Consider the following 20271-nt stretch of genomic DNA (forward strand, 5'->3'; position numbering starts at 1 on the left):
CGTCGGGGCGCTATCCCAGCGCCCCGAGGGCCGCGTCGACGATCTCCATGAGAGCGCCACGATCCAGACCCTGGTTGGACTGGGCCGACAGGCCGTGCCAGAGCGTCTGAGTCAGCGAGGCGAGCGTCGAGGGAGCGATGCCGGTCTGAAGCTGTCCCTCGCCATGGGCACGCTCGATGCGCTCCCGTAGCAATCGCTCGTTGGTTGCGTGCAGCTCCCGGACATAGGTGCGGGTGTCGATGGTGTCCGGTGCGTCGGTCATCGCCGCACTGCTGATCAGGCAGCCCGGATGCCGGGCGCTGGGCTGGGTGAACTCCTCCACCGAGCGACGAAGGAGCTGGCTGAGGACGTCCTCGAGATCGGGTTCGGAGCACGCCTCGACGTAGATCGTCCGGTAGCGCTCGGCGTAGGTGCGCACGGCTTCCTCGAAGAGGCCGGCCTTGCTGCCGAACGCGGCGTAGATGCTCGAGGTCGACATCCCCAGGGCGGCGCTGAGCGCGCGGGTGGTCGTGCCGGAGTAGCCCCGGCTCCAGAAGAGGCGCGCAGCGGCCAGCACGGCATCGTCGCGATCGAACATCCGGGGACGTCCCACAGGTCGGGAGCTCATGGGTTGAATTGTAGAGCGTTCGCTTCATAATAGGTTTATGGAGCGAACGTTTCAGAAGTTGGTGCCGACGCGTGACGACAGCTGGGTGACGGTTGATGTGTACGGAGACGGCCCCGGCCTGCTCATGGTGCCGGGCGTCATGAGCGATGCCGGAGGATGGCGCCACGTGGCCCGGGCCATGACCGCCTGGCCATCGGTCTCGATCCTCAACCGGCGAGGACGCACGCCGTCGGGCCCGCTCGGCGACGACTACTCGCTCCGGACCGAGGTGGACGACCTGGCGGCCGTGCTCGAGCAGATCGGTGAACCCCGGGCGATCTTCGGCTGGAGCTACGGAGGACTCATCGCTCTCCTGCTCGCTTCCGAACGACCCGTCGGGCACGTCATCGCCTACGAGCCGGTCGCGCCGGGGTTCGGTGCCGCCGCGCTGCCCTCTCTGCGGACGGCCGACGACCTCGGTGACTGGGACCGCAGCGTCGAGATCGTGAACCGGGACGTCTCTGGATTCTCGGCGGAGCACGTCGAGCTCCTCCGATCCGACCCCGTCGCATGGGCGACGCTGCGTCAGCTCAGCGAGCCCCTCTACGCCGAGCTCCGGGCCCTCTCGCAGGCCGACATCCCTGGCTCGTTGGGGTCGCACGCCGGCTTGGTCGACCTGATCATCGGCGAGGACAACCTCGACAGGGCTCCGTACGGCACGTCCTTCGAGCAGATCAGGCGACGGCTGCCCGACGCCGACGTCCACCGCCTTCCCGGCCAAGGCCATCTCGCCCATGTCGACGCGCCCGCGGCGCTCGGCCGGATGCTCGACTTGTTGGTCCGGTCGTGACCTCGATGGTTCGCCACGGCCGGGTTACACCGAACTTACGTACCGACGCGCACTCCGTATTCCAGGTGTAACCAGTCCGAAACGCCCGGGCCGAAGGCTTGATGCCATGACCAAGCCCCTTCGCGATGCGCACCGCCACATCGGCCGACTGCCGGCGTACCCCTTCTACGGGGGTCCGGCGATCAACGCCGACGTGACCGCGCGCGACACCGTGAAGGAGCTGGTGGCCGACCTCGACGCCGACCGGATCGAGCGGGCGCTGGTGCTGCCGAACTACGGCGTGCCGGACCCGGACGCCGCCTTCGGTCTCAACCACCTGGCCATCGAGGCCGCGCAGAGCGACGACCGGATCCGGTGCGGCCTGTGGGTCTCGCCGAAGCCGACCGACGCCGCCCGCAACGACGCCGCCCTCGCCCTCGCCGGCGAGGAGGGGGTGGCCGCCCTCAAGACCAGCTTCCTTCTGGGCGGCCATCCCAGCGACCCCGAGTGCCTCGAGCAGCTCGACAAGGTCTTCGCCACCGCACGCGAGCACGACCTGACCGTGCACGTGCACACCTCGCCCGGCGCCGCCTCCGACATCGACCAGATCGGCACGCTCGTGGAGCGCTACGCCCGGGACGTACGCCTTCATCTCGTGCATCTCGGCGGCGGGATGAGCGGCCACATGAAGCTCATCGGCGGCCGGCTCTTCGACTGGATCGAGGCCGGGATGCAGGTCTACACCGACACCAGCTGGGCGATCGGCTTCGCCCCGACCTGGCTGGTCCAGGAGATCGAGCGTCGCGGTGTCGGGCACGACCGCATCCTCTTCGCCACCGACGCCCCGTGGGGCGACTTCGCCGGTGAGCACGCCCGCCTCTCTGCCGCGGCCGGCGACGGCGAGCTCGCCGACGCCTTCTTCCACCACAACTTCTCAGCCCTCTACGGCTGAGACCGGCGGCGCCGCCGCCGGCCGCTCGTCAAGGACGACGAGTCCGCTCCCATCCCGCACCGCTCATCCTCTCTGGAGACCCTCGTGACCACTGACACCGCTGACATCGACGCCCAGATCGCCGAGAACATGGCCAAGTCGCTCGGCGAGATCCCGCACCCCTCGTCGCAGCCCGGCACCAACATCTACGGCTCGACCAAGATCTTCCCCGACTACCAGGCCGAGGAGGGGGAGACCTACTTCACCCTCGTCCACGGCATCCCGCACGAGTCCTCGGTCAGCTTCGTCGCCGTCCTGCAGGCGACGCGCGCGCTGCGCAAGGGCTTCGAGTCGGCCATCTACTTCTACGGCCCGGGCACGCTCGCCTGCATGGCCTCGCGTGGCTTCCCGACGATGGGCGATGCCGGGTTCCCCGGCGAGCTCAACACCAACGGCGCCATCGAGACGTTCATCAAGGAGGGCGGCACGGTCTTCTGCTGCCGCTTCGGGATGGGCCTCCACGGCCTGCGCGAGGAGGACCTGATCGAGGGTGTCGTGCCCTCGCATCCGCTCGACGTGCAGGACGCGCTGATCCACTACGCCCGCAAGGGCGCCATCATCAACTCGACCTACAACCTCTGAGGGACCGGCCATGACCTCGCCGATCTCGTCCAGCACCCGCGTCGACGTCGCCATCCAGGGGATCCGCCTGCTCGACGCACCCGTCGCCCGCCGCTCGGGCGCCGGACCGAGCGATGACGGCCACGTCCTCCTGGACGGGGTCGGCGCGGCCATCCCGCTCAACCCCCGCAGCCCCTATTCCGTACGCGGCGGCAAGCTGCTCCTCGACGGGGCCGACACCGGCCTCGGGGTCGAGGCCGTCGCCCGGCCCCGCTTCTACGACCTGACCACCGCCGACGGTGTCGGCTACGACAAGATCGCCCGCCTGCACTCGGCCAACGTGCTCGCCACGACCGTCGTGCAGACCTGCGCGCGCTACGACGTGGACGAGCGGTGCCGGTTCTGCGCGATCGAGGAGTCGTTGCGCCAGGGCTCCACGATCGCGGTCAAGCAGCCCGCCCAGCTCGCCGAGGTCGCCAAGGCGGCCGTCGAGCTCGACGGGGTCACCCAGATGGTGATGACCACCGGCACCTCCCGGGGCCGCGACCGCGGGGCGACCCACCTGGCGCGCTGCGTACGTGCCGTGCGGGAGGCGGTGCCCGACCTGCCCATCCAGGTGCAGTGCGAGCCGCCCGGAGACCTCGCCTCGATCCAGGAGCTCTACGACGCCGGTGCCCGTTCCATCGGCATCCACGTCGAGTCGCTCGACGACGCGGCCCGGCTGCGCTGGATGCCGGGCAAGGGCTCGGTGCCCATGAGTGAATATCGGGCAGCGTGGGCGGAGGCGGTCCGCGTCTTCGGCTGGAACCAGGTCTCGACCTACATCCTGGTCGGCCTCGGCGAGGACCCCGACGAGCTGGTCGCCGGCTGCGAGGAGCTCATCGCGATGGGCGTCTACCCGTTCGTGGTGCCCTACCGCCCGCTGGACGGCACCCTCGCCAAGGACGTCGACGGCATCCCGGCGCCGCCGCACGCCGACGTCTACCGGGTCACCTCCCGGGTCGCCGCGCTGCTGCGCCGGGCCGGGATGACGGGAGCGGACCAGGCCGCCGGATGCGCGTCGTGCGGCGCCTGCTCGGCGCTGGGCGCCTGTGGGGAGGAGTCGGCATGACCGAGCTGCTCGACGAGGTGATCCTGGCTGGTGGCGTGCGCCGGGCGCCGAGCCTGGAGGGCTACCGCGTGGTCCGGGCCGAGATCGCCGCCGACCACGAGGCCTACCTCCGCCTGCGCCGCGAGGTCTTCGTCACCGAGCAGGGCCTCTTCGCGGGCTCCGACCTCGACGACGTCGACGAGGACCCCCGCCGGATCGTCCTGCTCGCCCGAGCCGACGACGGCGAGTTCCTGGGCGGCGTACGCCTCCACCCGGCGCAGCCGGATGCCCGTGATGTGGGCTGGTGGCGGGGCAGCCGGCTCGCGGTCAAGGCCGACGCCCGGCAGCTCCTCGGTGTCGGCGCGGCGCTGGTCCGGGCGGCCTGCGCCGCCGCCGAGGACGCCGGCGCGCTCCGCTTCGACGCCACCGTCCAGGCCCGCAACGAGGGACTGTTCCGGCGGCTCGGCTGGGTCCCTCGCGAGCGGATCCACCTCCACGACATGACCCATGTGGTGATGGAGTGGCCGCTCGTACGCATCGGGCGGCTGGCCGAGGCCACCAAGTCGCCCCTGGGGGACCTGATCGGTGCCCTGGTCGGGCGGTCGACGCCCGGATTCCGGGGTGACGACGGAGCACCCGTCCCCGGCAGCGACCTGGTCGCGGCCTGCGACGCGATCCTGCCCTCGATGGTCGAACGCGACCCCGAGTGGGCCGGCTGGTGCGCGGTGCTGGTCAACGTCAACGACCTCTCCGCGATGGGCGCGGAGCCGGTCGGCCTGCTCGACGCCATCGGCGCCCGGGACGCCTCCTTCGCCCGCCGGATCGTGCGCGGGCTGGCCGAGGCCGCACAGGCGTGGGGTGTACCCGTCCTGGGTGGGCACACCCAGCTCGGCGTCCCGGCCGCGCTCTCGGTCACCGCCCTCGGGCGCGCGGAACGACCGGTTCCGGGCGGCGGGGGAGCACCCGGCAACCAGCTCCGCCTGAGCGCCGACCTGGGCGGAGGTTGGCGGCCCGGCTACCACGGCCGCCAGTGGGACTCCTCCTCGCACCGCACCTCGGCCGAGCTGCGGGCGCTGTCCGGGGTCGTCCCCGCACTGGCCCCGACTGCGGCCAAGGACGTCAGCATGGCCGGCCTGGTCGGCACCGCGGGCATGCTCGTCGAGGCCAGCGGCTGCCGCGCGATCATCGACGTCGCCGCAGTCCCCGCCCCTTCCGCGGCCTCCGTCGCGGACTGGTTCACCTGCTTCCCGGGCTTCGCGATGCTCACCGCCGAGGAACCCGGCCGTGTCTCGACACCGGCCGGTCTGCCCGGCTTCGTCTCCTCCGCCGTCTGCGGCGAGCTCGTCCCGGGCACAGGCGTCGGCCTGCGCTGGCCGGACGGCACCGTCACCGACGCCATCGACCACACCGTCACCGGACTAGGACCTGCGACATGACCACCACCGACACCCACCGCGGCAGCGCCGTCGCGGCCGTCTGCGCCGGTTTCGGCCGCGACGTGGACGAGAACCTCGCTCAGATCGGCGCCCTGATCGACGACGCGCGCCAGGCCGGCGTCGGCCTGCTCGCCCTTCCCGAGGCCTGCCTCGGCGGCTACCTCTCGGTGCTCGGCGCCGGACGCGACGGCAACCACGACGAGGCGCCTGAGGACCTCCCGCCCGTGATGGACATCGACGGTCCCGAGCTCGCCCGGGTCGCCGCGATGGCCGGCGACATGACCGTCGTCGTCGGCCTGTGCGAGTCCGACGGCGGGTCCCGCTACAACACCGCGGCCGTCGTCACCGGCGACGGCGTGCTGGGTGCCCACCGCAAGGTGCACCAGCCGCTGGGGGAGAACCTCTACTACGCGGCCGGGGACGGGTTCGGCTGCGTCGATACGCCGGCCGGCCGGATCGGCACCCTGATCTGCTACGACAAGGCGTTCCCCGAGGGAGCCCGGGCGCTCGCCGTCGACGGCGCCGAGATCATCGCCTGCATCTCCGCCTGGCCGGCCTCGCGCACCGCCACCAGCGCCTCCATCGAGGACGACCGGTGGACGAAGCGGTTCAACCTCTTCGACGCCGCCAGGGCGCTCGAGAACCAGGTCGTCTGGCTCGCCTCGAACCAGTACGGGACGTTCGGCAAGCTCCGCTTCGTCGCCAACGCGAAGGTGGTCGGTCCGGGCGGCGACGTCCTGGCGACCACCGGCGTCGAGGCCGGCATGGCCGTGGCCGAGCTGGACGTGCCCAGCGCCCTGGCGACCGCCCGGCGGGCGATGTTCCACCTGCGGGACCGCCGGCCCGAGGCGTACCCGTCCGCGCTGGCGACCGCCGAGCCGTTCTCCCCGGTGGGTGAGGGGCATGCCTGAGATGACGTTCACCGTGCGCTGGCCCGATGGCCGGGTCGAGGACTGCTACTCACCCTCGCTGGTGGTGCACGACCACCTGGCGGTCGGCGGCACGTACGCGGTCGAGGACTTCCTCGACCGCAGCCTCACCGCACTGGCCACCGCCTCCGAGCGGGTCCGCGCGAAGTTCGGCTTCGCCTGCACCAGCGCGATGGCGACCGCCGACCAGCTGCGGGCCTCCGCAGCGGCGTACGAGTTCGGTCAGTACGTCACCGTCCTCGCGATGCACCCGCCCCTGCCCGCCACCTCCACAGCCCGGGAGACCCGATGACCACCCACCGCACCACCGTCGCGATCGTCGGCGGCGGGCAGGCAGGCCTGGCCGCCAGCTGGTTCCTCGGCCGTGACGGCGTCGACCACGTCGTCCTCGAGGCGGGCACCGCCGGTCACGAGTGGGCCGACACCCGCTGGGACAACTTCACCCTGGTGACGCCCAACTGGCACTGCCGGCTGCCCGGCTACGAGTACGCCGGCCCCGACCCGGACGGCTTCATGACCCGCGACGAGGTGGTGAGGTGGCTCGCCGGCTACGCGCCGACCTTCGGTCCGCCGCTGCGTGAGCACACCCGGGTGACCTCGCTGACCCAGCGCGCCGAGGGCGGGTTCCTGGTCGAGGCCGAGGGTCCCGAGGGCGCCGAGGCCTGGGAGGTCGAGCAGGTCGTGGTCGCGACCGGCGGCTATCACGTACCGGTGGTGCCGGCCTGGGCCCCCGCGCTCGACCCCACCGTCGACCAGCTGCACTCGGCCGACTACAAGTCCGCCTCACGGCTGCGCCCGGGTGGGGTGCTGGTGGTGGGCTCGGGGCAGTCCGGCGCGCAGATCGCCGAGGACCTGCACCTCGAGGGACGCCAGGTGCACCTCGCGATCGGCGACGCTCCCCGGGTCGCCCGGTTCCACCGCGGCCGTGACTGCATGACCTGGCTGGCCGAGATGGGGCTCTACGACACGCCGGTCGCGAGCTACCCCGGCGGGCTCGCCGCCCGGGAGAAGACCAACCACTACGTCACCGGCCGCGACGGCGGGCGGGACATCGACCTGCGCCAGTTCGCCGCCGAGGGCATGCGGCTCTACGGGCGGCTCGAGGCCGGGGCCGGGACCGAGCTGACGATCGCGCCGACGCTGCGCGACGCGCTCGACTCCGCCGACGACGTCTACCGCTCGATCTGCCGCGACATCGACGCCCACATCGAGGCGCAGGGTCTCGACGTCGCACCGGCCGAGGCGTACCGGCCGGTCTGGGAGCCCGAGACCGACCCGACCGGTCTCGACCTGGACGCGGAAGGCATCACCACGATCATCTGGGCGATCGGCTACCGGCCCGACTACCGCTGGGTGCGCGCCGGCGTCTTCGACGGCACCGGGAGGCCGACCCACACCCGGGGCGTGAGCGCCGTGGCCGGGCTCCACTTCCTAGGCCTGCCCTGGATGCACACCTGGGGCTCCGGCCGCTTCCTCGGCATCGCCGCGGACGCGGAGCACGTCACCGGCGTGATCACCGGTCGAGACGACCGGAGCATCGAGCGTGCCGCCGATCTGGCCGGTCGTCGCTCTCCGGGCCCGCTGAACACCTCGGCGGCGGTGGCCTGAGGGAATCCCAGGCCGGAACGATGACGACGGATAGGTTGAGGACCATGTCGAACGTGCGTATCGGGGCCGTCGCGGCTCACTTCGGGCGCGACCTGACCCGCGCGGTCGCCAAGCTCGAGGGGATCATCGAGGACGCCCGCCGCAACGGGGTCGGCCTGCTCGTTCTCCCGGACGCGACGCTCGGCGGCTACCTCTCCGACCTGCGCCACCCGGACCCGCACGCGCTCCCGCCCGCTCTCACCGAGGACTCCTTCGAGCTGGGTCGGGTGATCGCGGCGGCCGGTGACATGGTGATCTGCCTCGGCTACGCCGAGGAGGTCGTCGCCGGTGGCGAGGCACGCCTCTACAACTCCGCCGTCTGCCTCAGCGGCGACGGGGTCCTCGGACGCCACCGCAAGGTGCACCAGCCCGCCGGTGAGTCGCTCGTGTACGCGGCGGGGACCCGGTTCGAGGCCTTCGACACCCCGGTCGGGCGGCTCGGGATGCTCATCGACTACGACAAGACCTTCCCGGAGGCGGCCCGCACGCTCGCCCTCGACGGGGCGTCGGTGATCGCCTGCCTCTCGGCCTGGCCGGCCTCGGTCACCGACCGGGCCTCGCGGCTCCCGCAGGACCGGCAGTCGCGGCTCTTCGACCTCTACGACCAGGCCCGCGCCGCCGAGAACCAGGTCGTCTGGGTCTCCTCCAACCAGACCGGGGTGATGGGCGGGCTGCGGTTCCTGGGGCAGGCCAAGGTCGTCGGACCCGGCGGCGAGATCCTCGCCCGCACCACCTCCAAGGGAGGCCTCGCGGTCGCGGAGATCGACGTCGAGGCGGAGATCGCCCGGTCCCGCCGGGTGCTGCATCACCTCAAGGAGCTGACCCCGACGGCCTACCAGCTCCCGGGGAGGCCGGAATGAGGATCGCACTCCTGACCTACTCCACCCGGCCGCGCGGCGGCGTCGTGCACACGCTGGCGCTCGCCGAGGCACTGGCCGCGCTGGGCGAGGAGGTCCATGTCTGGACCCTCGGTCGCCACGGCGACACGGCGTTCTTCCGTCCGGTCGACCCCGCCGTCTTCGTCCATGCGGTGCCGTTCGAGGCGCGCGAGGAGGAGTCGGTGGGGGAGCGGATCGTGCGCTCGATCGAGGTGCTGCGAGCCGCCTTCGAGCGGGAGCGGGACCGCTACGACATCGTGCACGCCCAGGACTGCATCAGCGCCAACGCCGCCCTGCCCTGCATCCGCACCATCCACCACCTCGACCACTTCACCACCCCGCAGCTCGCCGCCTGCCACGAGAAGGCGGTCGTCGAGCCGTACGCCAGGATCTGCGTGTCCCGGTCGGTGGCCGACGAGGTCGCGGCCGGATGGGGGTTCACCCCGGAGGTCATCCCGAACGGCGTCGACGCGGCCCGGTTCGCGGCCGGCGCCGCCGACCACGCCGGCCGCGCGCGCTGGCGCGACCGCCTCGGTCCCTACGTGCTCGCGCTCGGCGGGATCGAGCCGCGCAAGGGGTCGCTCGACCTCCTCGAGGCGTACGCCGCGCTGCGTGGCGCCGAGCCCCAGCACGAGGAGCTGACACTGGTCTTCGGCGGCGGGGAGACGCTCTTCGACTACCGCGACTACCGGGCCGCCTTCGACGCCCGGGCCCGCGAGCTCGGGGTGCCGGTCGTCGTGACCGGGGTGGTCGCCGAGGACGAGCTCCCGGCCCTGGTGGCCGAGGCCCGCGTGCTCGCGATGGTCTCGACCAAGGAGGGCTTCGGCCTCGCCGCCCTGGAGGCGCTCGCCGCCGGCGTACCCGTCGTCGCGCGCGACCTGCCGGTGCTCCGCGAGGTCTTCGCCGAGACCGTCGCCTACGCCACCTCGCCGGCCGAGATCGCCGTCGCCCTCGGCAAGGTCCTGGACACGCCGCCCGAGCCGGCGGCTGGGCGCGACCTCGCCGCCGGCTACACCTGGGAGCGCGCCGCCCGCGCCCACCAGGCCTTCTACGAGCGCACCCTCCGCGACGCCTCAGGCGGGTGAGGTGACCTCGTCCAGACCCCGGCGCTGATGCATGTGGCCGTCCGCGTCGAGCTCGAGGACGGTGTCGATGCCGATCCGCTCCAGGAACCCGACGTCGTGGCTGACCACGAGCAGGGCGCCGCGGTAGGCGTCGAGCGCCTCGGCGAGCTGCTCGACGCTGGTGATGTCGAGGTTGTTCGTCGGCTCGTCGAGGATCAGCAGCTGGGCCGGCGGGTCGGCGAGGAGCAGGCGGGCGAGACAGACCCGGAAGCGCTCACCACCCGACAGCGTACGGACCGGCCGGTCCACGCTGTCGCCGCGAAGCAGGAGCCGGGCGAGCTGGTTGCGGATCGTGCCGGGCGGCATCTCGGGCGCGACGGTGCGTACGTTCTCCATCGCGCTCGCCTCCTCGTCGAGACCGTCCAGGCGCTGAGGGAGCACCCCGACCAGCTCGGTGAGCAGACGCCCGTGCGGCCGCCCGGCCACGGGATCGGAGCCCTCCACCAGATGAGCGAGCAAGGTCGACTTGCCCGAGCCGTTCGCGCCGATCAGCGCCACCCGCTCAGGCCCCTGGACCACGACGGTCCGGCCCTCGTCCTCGAGCTCCGCGATCCGGCGGCCACGCGGGACGCCGGGGTCGGGGAGGGTGAGATGGATGTGCTCGTCGTGGCGTACGCGGGCCCCGGCCGCATCGACGGCGGCCTGCGCCGCCTTCACCTTGTCGTCGAGCGTCGAGCGGAGGGAGCCGGCGGACGCCTGGGCCTTGCTGGCCCGGTTGCCGGCGAGGATCTTCGGGATCCCGCCGTCCTTCTGGGTCTTCTTGGCGGTCCGCTCGCGGCGGGCCAGCTTCGTCTCCGCCTCGATCCGCTGGCGCTTCTCGACCTTGAGCGCCTGCTGAGCCGACCGGGCAGCCTGCTCGGCGGCTGCCTGCTCCTGCTCCTGGTGCTCCTTCCAGGCGCTGTAGGGCCCGCCGAACGTGGTCAGCGTGCCGGCGTACAGCTCGGTCGTGCTGTCCATGTGCTCGAGCAGCTCGAGGTCGTGGCTGACCACCACGAGCGTTCCCGGCCACTCGTCGACGAACTCGGCGAGCTTGGCTCGGGTGGCTCGGTCCAGGTTGTTCGTGGGCTCGTCGAGCAGCGTGATCGGGGTGCGGCGGATCCGCAGGCCGGTGATCGCGATCAGCATGCCCTCCCCGCCGCTGATCTCGGCGACGCGACGGTCGAGATCGGCGGCGGAGAAGCCGATCTGGTGCAGCGCCTCGTCGGCGCGGGACTCGATGTCCCAGTCGTCGCCGACCGCGTCGAAGTGGCGCTGGTCGACCTCGCCGGACTCGATCGCCCGGATCCCGGCGAGGATGCCGTCGATGCCGAGCAGCTCGGCCACGGTGGTGTCCTGCCGCAGCGTCAGCGTCTGCGGCAGGTAGCCGACCTCGCCGGCGGCGTCGATCTGCCCGGACGAGGGGGTCAGCTCGCCGGCGACGAGGCGCAGCAGGGTCGACTTGCCGGCACCGTTGCGACCGATCAGACCGGTCCGGTCGGAGCCGAAGGTGCCGTTGACGCCCTCGAGCGCGACGGTGCCGTCGGGCCACTCGAAGGTGAGGTTGCGCAGGGTGATGGAGGGGGTGGACATTCGCGGTGGGTTCTCTTTCTCGTCCGTCGAGCGCCATGAGGGCGCGACGGGAGTCGGTGACAGGTCGAAGACGTAGGCACCGCGAGGTCGACCGGAGGGTCGTGATCGCGCGTTCGCAGAGGCGAACGTACCGGGCATGCCGACGCGAGCGCGTCAGGCGAGAGCCACCGGCAGTGCGGTGGCTAGAGCTTGTCCACTTCGATCAGTCCCACGCCTCGAATTTATCAGGCGCTGATCCGAGCGGCGCATTCCGACCGCTGCCTCGACCGTTGCTCCGACCGATGTCGCCGGCCTCCTCGGCGAGCACCTGAGAGACGACCGCTCCGTCGAGGGTCTCTCGCTCCTGCAGCAGCCGCGCCAGGTGGTCGAGTGCCGTCCGGTGCGCGCGGAGCAGGGTGATCGCGCGTTCCTCGGCCTGCCCGAGCAGCCGGGCGATCTCCCGGTCGACGACGCGCTGGGTCTGCTCGGAGTAGGCGCGGCGCAGATTCTCCTCGGTCGCCTGACCGAGGTACTGCGGTGACTCCGAGCCGTACCCGATCGGTCCCAGTGCCGGCGAGAGCCCGAACTCGACGACCATCCGGGCGGCGATCTGGGTGGCGCCGGAGAGGTCGTTCGCGGCGCCCGAGGAGCCCTCGCCGAAGACGATGAGCTCGGCGGCCCGGCCGCCGAGCCGCACCGCGAGCAGATCGTTGAGGTACCCCTCGCTGTACAGGCGGCGTTCGGCCTCGGGGAGCTGCTCGGTGACTCCGAGGGCCATGCCGGCAGGGAGAATGGTCACCTTGGCGACCGGGTCGGCGTGCTCGCAGAGCTGCGCGACCAGGGCATGGCCGGACTCGTGCACCGCGACCGCGTGGCGTTCCTCGGGCAGGAGCGCGTTCGAGGTCTCCCGTCGCCCGAGCAGGACGCGGTTGCGGGCCGTGTCCAGGTCCTCGGCGGTGATGACGGAGCGGTCGTCACGAACGGCGTTGATGGCGGCCTCGTTGACGAGGTTGGCCAGGTCGGCGCCGGAGAACCCCGGTGTGGCACGGGCGACGACGGTCAGGTCGATGCCCGGCTCGAGGTGCTTGTTCTTGGCGTGGACCTCGAGGATGGCCGTACGTTCGGACTGGTTGGGCAGGGGCACGACCACCTGACGGTCGAAGCGGCCGGGGCGCAGGAGCGCCGGGTCGAGCGAGGCCGGCCGGTTGGTGGCCGCCAGCACCACGATCCCGGTGGACTGGTCGAACCCGTCCATCTCGGCCAGCAGCTGGTTGAGGGTCTGCTCGCGCTCGTCGTTCCCGATCCGTCCGGGGCTGACGGTGCGCGAGCCGAGGGCGTCGATCTCGTCGATGAAGATGATCGACGGGGCCCGCTTGCGTGCCTCGGCGAAGAGATCCCGCACCCGTGCCGCGCCGACTCCGACGAACATCTCCACGAACGCGGACCCGGTCACCGACAGGAACGGGACCTCCGCCTGGCCCGCCACGGCCCGGGCCATGAGCGTCTTGCCGGTGCCCGGCGGGCCGACCATGACCACACCGCGCGGACCCTTGGCCCCGGCCTCGGCGTACCGTTCGGGGCGGCGTAGGAAGTCGACGATCTCGCCCACCTCCTGCTTGACCCCGTCGTAGCCGGCCACATCGTCGAAACGAGTGGTCGGTCGCTCGGCCTCGATGATCTTCGCCTTGGAGCGGCCGAAACCGCCGATGCCGCCGACGCCGGCACCCATGGCCTTCTGCGCGGCCCGGCTCGACCACAGCAGCAGCCCGAGGATCAGCAGCAGCGGCAGCCATGCCAGCAGCGCCGTCCACCACGGTGCGCCGGCGCTCTCGGCGGTGATCTCCACGTCCTTGGCCTGCAGGCTGCTGGTCAGCGCGGTCATGTCCAGGGCCGTGGGGAGCTGGGTGCTGAACCGTGTCCCGTCCTCGAGCTTGCCGGTGACCGCGCCGAGCTCGTCGATGGTGACCGAGGAGACCTTGCCGTCGGCGACCCTGCTGGTGAAGTCCGTGTACGAGAGCGACGTGGTCGTCTTCGTGTCCGGCGAGGGCACGAACAGCAGGAAGACCGCGACCGCCAGCGCGATCGGCAGCAGCCAGCGCTGCCAGCGGGGCGGGAGCGGCGGGGCCGGCTTCGGTGGCTCCTTCGGTGGACCGGACTTGACCGGCGCCGAGAACTGAAGGCCCCCGGGGTCGTGGACGGACCGGAGGCTCAGCTGGTGTCCGCAGTCGGAGCGCCCTTCGAATGACATGGTGTCAGGCCAGCAGCCCGGCACCGACCGGGAAAGAGGCCGAGGTCTGCGCGGTCCCGGGGCCAACGTCCTTCGGGGCCGATGGCGGGGGATCGGGGACGAAGGACACTTTCCGGGGTCCTGTCTGCGGAGCGATGGTGATCTCCGGAAGGAGCCGCCGGTCGATGCACAGGGAACCAGCAGCGCGGGAAGCCGACCGAGCCGGTCGTGAGCGTCGTCGAGCCGCCCCGGTAGGGGCATGGGTCCGCCGCGTCGGCCTGCTCATCGTGGCGGTGCTGGCCCTCGAGTACGTCGCGGTCGACCTGCTCACCGGTGCCCGCCAGTCCTGGACCTCGGCCGCCGCCGCGGCTCCGTTCGCCCTGATCCTGGCCCTCGCCTTCGAAGCGTTGTCCTACGGCAGCTACAGCGGTCTCACCCATGCGCTGCTTCCTGAGGAGTCGCGTCCGACGTATCCGACCGTGCTGGCGATCGACGTGACCGGAAACGGCTTCAGCCACGTCGTGCCCGGCGGGGGAGCGGTCGCTGCGGCGTTACGGATGCGGCTGCTCGCCCGAGCCGGGGTCCGGCCCGCGAAGGCGGTCGCCGCCGGCGCCGTGGAGTTCGCGGTCACCGTCCTCTGGTTCGTCGCCGCGTTCGTGATCGGGCTGATCGCCGCGGTACCGCTTCCGGAGACGCACCCGTTCCTCAAGACGGCCTCGATCCTCACCGTTGTCCTGATCGTCACCTTCGGCGGACTGGTGGCGGTGCTGATCGTGCGCCCGGACCAGCTCGTGACGGTCACGCACGCCCTGGCCCGCCGGTTGCCGCTGGTCCACCCGAATGCCTTCGAGCGGCTGGTCCGGGCGATCATCAGCCAGGTCCAGCTGGTCCTCGGCAACCGGGCACTGAGCCGACGGACCCTCCTGTGGGGGCTGGGCTACTGGTCGTTCGACGCCGCGAGCCTCTACCTCAGCGTGCTCGCCTTCGGGGACGCGCCGAACCCGGGCGGTCTGATCACGACGTACGCCCTGGTGGGTCTGATCGCCCTGCTGCCGATCACGCCCGGTGGCCTCGGGCTCGTCGAGGGCGTCGCGGTGCCGGTCCTGGTCTCGTTCGGGACGGCTCACGACGCCGCCCTGCTCGGCGTCCTGACCTGGCGTCTCTTCGGTTTCTGGCTGCCCATCCCCGTGGCCGGGGCGACCTACCTCTGGCTACGACTCCGTCGGCTGGGGTGACAGGCGGGGTTGACAGTCGACGGTGACGGCCCTCACACTCATCGCCATGAACCTGTCTGACAGGCAAACAGTCAAACCGATTCGGCGCGCCAACGCCATGGAGCTCGTCCTCGCCGAGCTGCGCTCGGAGATCGAGTCCGGCACCTTCCCGGTCGGCACCCGGCTGCCGTCCGAGGCGACCCTGGTCCGCGATCTGGGGGTCAGCCGTCCGGTCGTCCGCGAGGCGCTGCGGGCGCTGCAGGCGCTCGGCATGACCGAGTCCCACACCGGCCGGGGCACGTTCGTGATCTCCGAGCGGGCCGCTGACAACCCGACCTTCGGCAGCTACTCCGCACGTGATCTGGTCGAGGCGCGCCGCCATGTCGAGGTCCCGGCCGCCGGGTACGCAGCGGCCCGGCACAGCGGCGACGACCTCGACGAGATGCGCAGCCTGCTCGAGCGGATGGAGCGCGAGGAGGACGGCGCCGTCTGGGTCGCCCTCGACTCGCTGTTCCACATCGCCATCGCCCGCGCCTCGGCCAACCCCGTCTTCGGAAAGGTGATCGAGGAGATCCGCGAGGCCCTGGCCACCCAGTCCGCCCTGCTCAACAAGCTCGACGAGAGGCGGCGTACGGCCTCTGACGCCGAGCACCGCCTGATCGTCGACGCCATCGCCTCCGGGTCCTCCGAGACCGCCGAGGCGGCGATGCGCGCCCATCTTGAGCACGTCGACGGCGCGCTCGGAGACATCGTCCGCGACCCCACCACCGACAGGAACACCGACCGATGACACTGCCATCCTCCACTGGCACCGAAGCACCACCCCAGATCACCGACGCCGGTGACGACGGCTACGGCAAGTCGCTGACGCCGCGCCACATCACCATGATCGCGATCGGCGGCGCCATCGGCACCGGCCTGTTCCTCGGCGCCGGCGGGCGCCTGGCCAGCGCCGGACCCTCCCTCGCCATCGCGTACGCCGCGTGCGGCCTCGTCGCGTTCATCGTGGTGCGCTGCCTCGGTGAGCTGATCCTCTACCGTCCCTCCTCGGGAGCCTTCGTCTCCTACGCCCGCGAGTTCCTCGGCGAGAAGGGCGCCTACACCGCGGGCTGGATGTACTTCCTGAACTGGTCGACCACCGGCATCGCCGACATCACCGCGATCGCCCTCTACGCCCACTACTGGTCGTTCTTCGCGCCGGTCCCGCAGTGGGTGCTCGCCCTGGGCGCCCTGGTGATCGTGCTGACCCTCAACCTGCTCTCGGTCCGCCTCTTCGGCGAGATGGAGTTCTGGTTCGCACTCATCAAGGTGGCCACCCTGGTGGTCTTCATGGCGATCGCGATCTTCCTCATCGTCACCCGGCACCCGATCGACGGCACCACCCCCGGACCGCAGCTGATCCTCGACCACGGCGGCATGTTCCCCTCCGGGGTGCTCCCGATGGTCCTGGTCGTCCAGGGCGTCATCTTCGCCTACGCCTCCATCGAGCTGGTCGGTGTCGCCGCCGGCGAGACCGCGGACCCGCGCCGAGTCATGCCCCGGGCGATCAACACGATCATCTGGCGCATCGGCATCTTCTACGTCGGCTCGGTCGTGCTGCTCGCGATGCTGCTGCCGTGGTCGTCCTACTCCGCCGACGAGAGCCCGTTCGTGACCGTGCTGTCCCGGGTCGGCGTGTCCGGTGCGGGCGACGTGATGAACCTGGTGGTCCTCACCGCCGCGATGTCGAGCCTCAACTCCGGGCTCTACTCCACCGGCCGGATCCTGCGCTCGCTCGCCGCCGCCGGCACCGCGCCCCGCTTCGCCGCGGCGATGAACCGGCACAAGGTGCCGTACGGCGGGATCCTGATGACCGCCGCCGTCTGCGTCCTCGGTGTCGGGCTCAACTACGTCGTGCCCGCCCAGGCGTTCGAGATCGTCCTCAACCTGGCCTCGGTCGGCATCATCGCGACCTGGGCGATCATCCTGATCAGCCACACGCTCTTCGTACGCCGCAGCCGCGCCGGCGAGGTCGAGCGACCCTCCTTCCGGGTGCCGCGCTCGCCGTTCCCGCAGCTCGTCGCGCTGGCCTTCCTCGCCCTGGTGCTGATCCTGATGTTCTTCGACCACGTCGGCCGGATCACCCTGCTCGCGATGCCGGTGCTGCTGGTGCTGCTGGTCGGGGGTTGGTTCCTCGTCCGCGACCGCATCGACACCTCCGCGATGGAGGTGTGATGAGCCTGCCCCACCTGGTGACACCGGTCGCCGACGCTGCTCCGATGCGGGTGCCGGCGCACCAGCCCCTGGTCGAGCTCTGGCGCGGCGAGATGGTCGAAGGCGTCCACCACGGCTCGGCCGTCCTCCTCGACCCCGACGGCCGGGTACGCCTGGCCGTGGGTGACATCGAGGCGGCGTTCTACCCGCGGTCGGCCGCCAAGCCGATGCAGGCGGTCGCAATGGTGCGCGCCGGGCTCGACGTCGGCGACGACCTGCTCGCCCTCGCCGCGGCCAGCCACTCCGGCGAGGTGTTCCACCTCGCCGGCGCGCGCCGGCTGCTCGCCTCCGCCGGCTTGGGCGAGGACGCCCTGCAGAACCCGCCGGACCTGCCCTACGACCCGGTCGAGCGGGAGAGCTGGCTGCGCGCCGACGGGCAGCGGAGCCGCCTCGCCCACAACTGCTCGGGCAAGCACGCCGCGATGGTCGCGACCTGCGCAGCGGCGGGCTGGGCGCACGATCGCTACCTCGATCCCGAGCACCCGCTCCAGGTCGCCGTCCGCGCCACCGTCGAGGACCTCACCGGGCAACGGGTCGCGACCGTCACCGCGGACGGCTGCGGCACCCCGCTGTTCGGCATCTCGCTGTACGGGCTCGCCCGCGCCGCCCAGCGTCTCGTGCTCGCTCCCGAGGGCGGCGCCGAGCACCGGGTCGCCGCGGCGATGCGCCGTCATCCCGAGATGGTCGCCGGCAGCCGCCGGGACGTCACCACGCTGATGCAGGCCGTGCCCGGGCTGCTGGCCAAGGACGGGTTCGAAGGGGTCCAGGTCGCCGCCCTGCCCGACGGCACCAGCCTCGCGCTCAAGGTCGCCGACGGTGCCGACCGGGCCCGCCTGCCCGCGCTGCTCGCCCTGCTGGCCGAGGGCGGGGTCGCTCCCGACGTGCTCGCCCCGTTCGCGCCCACCGGTCTGCGCCCCGCCGCAGCGCTCACCCCGACACCTCTCGATACGACGGAGAAGCCATGACCTCACCGACCCGCCGCGAGCACGACCTGCTCGGCGATCTCGACGTCCCCGCGGGGGCCTACTGGGGCGTCCACACCGCCCGGGCCCGCGCCAACTTCCCCATCACCGGCACCACGATCGGCACCTACCCGCACCTGGTGAACGCGCTCAGCGCCGTCAAGGAGGCCGCCGCGCTCGCCAACCTCGAGCTCGGTCTCCTCGACGCCGAGCGCGCCCAGGCGATCGCGGCCGCGTGCCAGGAGATCCGGACCGGTGCGCTGCACGACCAGTTCGTCGTCGACGTCATCCAGGGTGGCGCCGGCACCTCGACCAACATGAACGCCAACGAGGTCATCGCCAACCGTGCCCTCGAGCTCCTCGGTCACGACAAGGGCAGCTACGACAGGCTCCACCCCAACGAGCACGTCAACCTCAGCCAGTCGACCAACGACGCCTATCCCACCGCCGTCAACATCGCGACGATCATCGCGGTCGGCGCGCTGGCCGACGCCATGCGCGTCCTCGAGGACGCCTTCGCCGCGAAGGCCGAGGAGTTCGCCGGCATCCTCAAGATGGGACGTACGCAGCTCCAGGATGCCGTGCCGATGACCGTCGGCCAGGAGTTCCGCACCTACGCGGTGATGCTGGGGGAGGACCGCCTGCGACTGCAGGAGGCCGTCACCCTCCTGCACGAGATCAACCTGGGCGCGACCGCGATCGGCACCGGGCTCAACGCGCCCGCGGGCTACGCCGAGATCGCCCGCCGTCACCTCGCCGAGATCACCGGGCTGCCGCTGGTCACCGCACCGGACCTGATCGAGGCGACCCAGGACTGCGGGGCGTTCGTCCATCTCTCCGGCGTGCTCAAGCGGGTCGCGGTCAAGGTCTCCAAGACCTGCAACGACCTGCGGCTGCTCTCCTCCGGACCGCGGGCCGGGCTCGGTGAGATCAACCTGCCCCCGATGCAGGCCGGCTCCTCGATCATGCCGGGCAAGGTCAACCCGGTCATCCCGGAGGTCGTCAACCAGGTCGCGTTCGAGGTCATCGGCAACGACGTCACCGTCACCATGGCCGCCGAGGCGGGCCAGCTCCAGCTCAACGCGTTCGAGCCGGTCATCCTGCACTCGCTGGTCGCCAGCATCACCCACCTGGCCGCCGCCTGCCGGGTGCTCGCCGAGCGCTGCGTACGCGGCATCACGGTCAACGGCGAGCTGACCCGCGCCCAGGTCGAGCGCTCCATCGGGCTCGTCACCGCGCTCAACCCCGAGATCGGGTATGTCGCCGCGACCGAGATCGCCCGGGACGCGCTCAGCAGCGGTCGTGGCGTGGCCGAGCTGATCCTCGAGCGTGGCCTGGTCTCGCCCGAGCGGCTCGCTCACCTGCTCCGCCCCGAGCAGCTCGCCCACCCCGCAAGCACCCCGGGCGCAGCCGAGCTGGTCGCCTCGGACGGCGACGGATCGTAGTCAGGTTGTCGGCAGGTTCCTCCTGACAGGCTGGCAGCACGCCTACGAAGGAGTCCCCGTGTTCGATCTCGTCAACGGTCTGCCCGTCCATCCCCTGGTCGTCCACGCGGTGGTGGTCCTGCTGCCGCTGTCGATCATCGGAACGATCGCGATCGCCGTCCGCCCGGGCTGGCGGGTCCGCTACGGGAATCTGGTGGTGGCCACCTCGCTGGTGGCGACGATCCTGGTGCCGGTGGCCTCCTCGAGCGGTGAGGCGTTGCAGAGTCGCGTCGGCAACCCGGGTGAGCATGCCGAGCTGGGTGACCAGCTCATCTGGTTCGCGCTTCCGGTGCTGATTCTCGGCGCGGTGCTGGTCTGGATGTCACACAGACAGCACCGCGCCGACAGTGCCGCGAGTGCTCGGGGAGGGCATCGCGCGGTCACCGTCGTCGCCGCGCTGGCGGTGCTGGCCGGGCTCGCGGCCGGCGTCCAGGTGTACCGCGTCGGCGACTCCGGGGCACGGGCCGCGTGGGGTGACCAGGTCAGCGCGCCCCGCTGAGGCATGATCGAGT

Annotated in this window: 19 protein-coding genes; 16 read left to right on the forward strand and 3 right to left on the reverse strand. The window is 71.7% G+C overall.

Going from position 1 to position 20271, the window contains the following annotated elements:
• Nucleotides 1–10: 10 nt before the first annotated feature.
• Nucleotides 11–607: a TetR/AcrR family transcriptional regulator gene (locus UG56_RS06715; protein ID WP_045547766.1), complete on the reverse strand. Its 597-nt coding sequence runs from the start codon at nt 605–607 to the stop codon at nt 11–13.
• An 85-nt stretch (nt 608–692) separates the two neighbouring features.
• On the opposite strand from UG56_RS06715, the gene UG56_RS06720 reads away from it, so the two are divergent.
• The 10 genes from UG56_RS06720 to UG56_RS06765 all read left to right on the forward strand — a co-directional run bounded on the left by UG56_RS06720 (nt 693) and on the right by UG56_RS06765 (nt 10032).
• Nucleotides 693–1436 (forward strand): alpha/beta fold hydrolase, encoded by a 744-nt coding sequence (locus tag UG56_RS06720; protein WP_218145152.1) that lies wholly within the window; start codon nt 693–695, stop codon nt 1434–1436.
• Nucleotides 1437–1542: 106 nt separating this feature from the next.
• Nucleotides 1543–2367 (forward strand): amidohydrolase family protein, encoded by an 825-nt coding sequence (locus UG56_RS06725; protein ID WP_045547768.1) that lies wholly within the window; start codon nt 1543–1545, stop codon nt 2365–2367.
• A gap of 84 nt (nt 2368–2451) precedes the next feature.
• Entirely contained in the window at nt 2452–2988 is a 537-nt protein-coding gene (locus tag UG56_RS06730) for an MSMEG_0572/Sll0783 family nitrogen starvation response protein (RefSeq protein WP_008361338.1), read from the forward strand.
• A gap of 10 nt (nt 2989–2998) precedes the next feature.
• A complete protein-coding gene (locus UG56_RS06735; RefSeq protein WP_177191430.1) occupies nt 2999–4078 on the forward strand; it encodes an MSMEG_0568 family radical SAM protein in 1080 nt (359 codons plus the stop codon).
• The gene (locus UG56_RS06740; RefSeq protein WP_084100649.1) at nt 4075–5493 is read left to right on the forward strand and encodes an MSMEG_0567/sll0787 family protein; all 1419 of its coding nucleotides are present in this window, start codon (nt 4075–4077) and stop codon (nt 5491–5493) included. Before UG56_RS06735 ends, UG56_RS06740 begins: the two co-directional genes overlap by 4 nt.
• A complete protein-coding gene (locus tag UG56_RS06745; protein ID WP_045551899.1) occupies nt 5490–6404 on the forward strand; it encodes a carbon-nitrogen hydrolase family protein in 915 nt (304 codons plus the stop codon). Before UG56_RS06740 ends, UG56_RS06745 begins: the two co-directional genes overlap by 4 nt.
• Nucleotides 6397–6714: an MSMEG_0570 family nitrogen starvation response protein gene (locus UG56_RS06750; protein WP_045551900.1), complete on the forward strand. Its 318-nt coding sequence runs from the start codon at nt 6397–6399 to the stop codon at nt 6712–6714. Before UG56_RS06745 ends, UG56_RS06750 begins: the two co-directional genes overlap by 8 nt.
• Nucleotides 6711–8030, forward strand: a complete 1320-nt coding sequence (locus UG56_RS06755) for an MSMEG_0569 family flavin-dependent oxidoreductase (protein ID WP_045551901.1) — start codon at nt 6711–6713, stop codon at nt 8028–8030. The genes UG56_RS06750 and UG56_RS06755 overlap by 4 nt, the downstream gene beginning before the upstream one ends.
• A 44-nt stretch (nt 8031–8074) precedes the next feature.
• On the forward strand, nt 8075–8929 hold the full coding sequence (locus tag UG56_RS06760; RefSeq protein WP_045551902.1) for a carbon-nitrogen hydrolase family protein: 855 nt from the start codon (nt 8075–8077) through the stop codon (nt 8927–8929).
• Nucleotides 8926–10032, forward strand: coding sequence for an MSMEG_0565 family glycosyltransferase (locus UG56_RS06765; protein WP_071326916.1), 1107 nt, complete (start codon nt 8926–8928; stop codon nt 10030–10032). Before UG56_RS06760 ends, UG56_RS06765 begins: the two co-directional genes overlap by 4 nt.
• On the opposite strand, the gene UG56_RS06770 is transcribed toward UG56_RS06765, so the two are convergent.
• Together UG56_RS06770 and ftsH are read right to left on the reverse strand one after the other, a co-directional pair.
• Entirely contained in the window at nt 10021–11640 is a 1620-nt protein-coding gene (locus UG56_RS06770; protein WP_045548085.1) for an ABC-F family ATP-binding cassette domain-containing protein, read from the reverse strand. The two genes, UG56_RS06765 and UG56_RS06770, sit on opposite strands and share 12 nt — an antisense overlap.
• A gap of 202 nt (nt 11641–11842) precedes the next feature.
• Complete coding sequence (gene ftsH, locus UG56_RS06775; RefSeq protein WP_052693387.1) at nt 11843–13867, reverse strand: ATP-dependent zinc metalloprotease FtsH; 2025 nt, start codon at nt 13865–13867, stop codon at nt 11843–11845.
• Between the two features lie 164 nt (nt 13868–14031).
• On the opposite strand from ftsH, the gene UG56_RS06780 reads away from it, so the two are divergent.
• The 6 genes from UG56_RS06780 to UG56_RS06805 are packed head-to-tail and all read left to right on the forward strand — an operon-like array spanning nt 14032 to nt 20258.
• The gene (locus UG56_RS06780) at nt 14032–15081 is read left to right on the forward strand and encodes a lysylphosphatidylglycerol synthase transmembrane domain-containing protein (RefSeq protein ID WP_177191431.1); all 1050 of its coding nucleotides are present in this window, start codon (nt 14032–14034) and stop codon (nt 15079–15081) included.
• 46 nt (nt 15082–15127) lie between these two features.
• Entirely contained in the window at nt 15128–15850 is a 723-nt protein-coding gene (locus UG56_RS06785) for a FadR/GntR family transcriptional regulator (protein WP_143054934.1), read from the forward strand.
• A complete protein-coding gene (locus UG56_RS06790; RefSeq protein WP_045548082.1) occupies nt 15847–17274 on the forward strand; it encodes an amino acid permease in 1428 nt (475 codons plus the stop codon). The genes UG56_RS06785 and UG56_RS06790 overlap by 4 nt, the downstream gene beginning before the upstream one ends.
• Nucleotides 17274–18278: an asparaginase gene (locus tag UG56_RS06795; protein WP_052693385.1), complete on the forward strand. Its 1005-nt coding sequence runs from the start codon at nt 17274–17276 to the stop codon at nt 18276–18278. Before UG56_RS06790 ends, UG56_RS06795 begins: the two co-directional genes overlap by 1 nt.
• On the forward strand, nt 18275–19720 hold the full coding sequence (aspA, locus tag UG56_RS06800) for an aspartate ammonia-lyase (protein ID WP_045548080.1): 1446 nt from the start codon (nt 18275–18277) through the stop codon (nt 19718–19720). Before UG56_RS06795 ends, aspA begins: the two co-directional genes overlap by 4 nt.
• A 58-nt stretch (nt 19721–19778) precedes the next feature.
• Nucleotides 19779–20258 carry a DUF2231 domain-containing protein gene (locus UG56_RS06805; RefSeq protein WP_071326917.1) on the forward strand — a complete coding sequence of 160 codons (480 nt, stop codon included), beginning with the start codon at nt 19779–19781 and terminating at the stop codon, nt 20256–20258.
• Nucleotides 20259–20271: the final 13 nt, after the last annotated feature.

Source organism: Nocardioides luteus (assembly GCF_000960475.2).
Classification (GTDB): Bacteria; Actinomycetota; Actinomycetes; order Propionibacteriales; family Nocardioidaceae; genus Nocardioides; species Nocardioides luteus_A.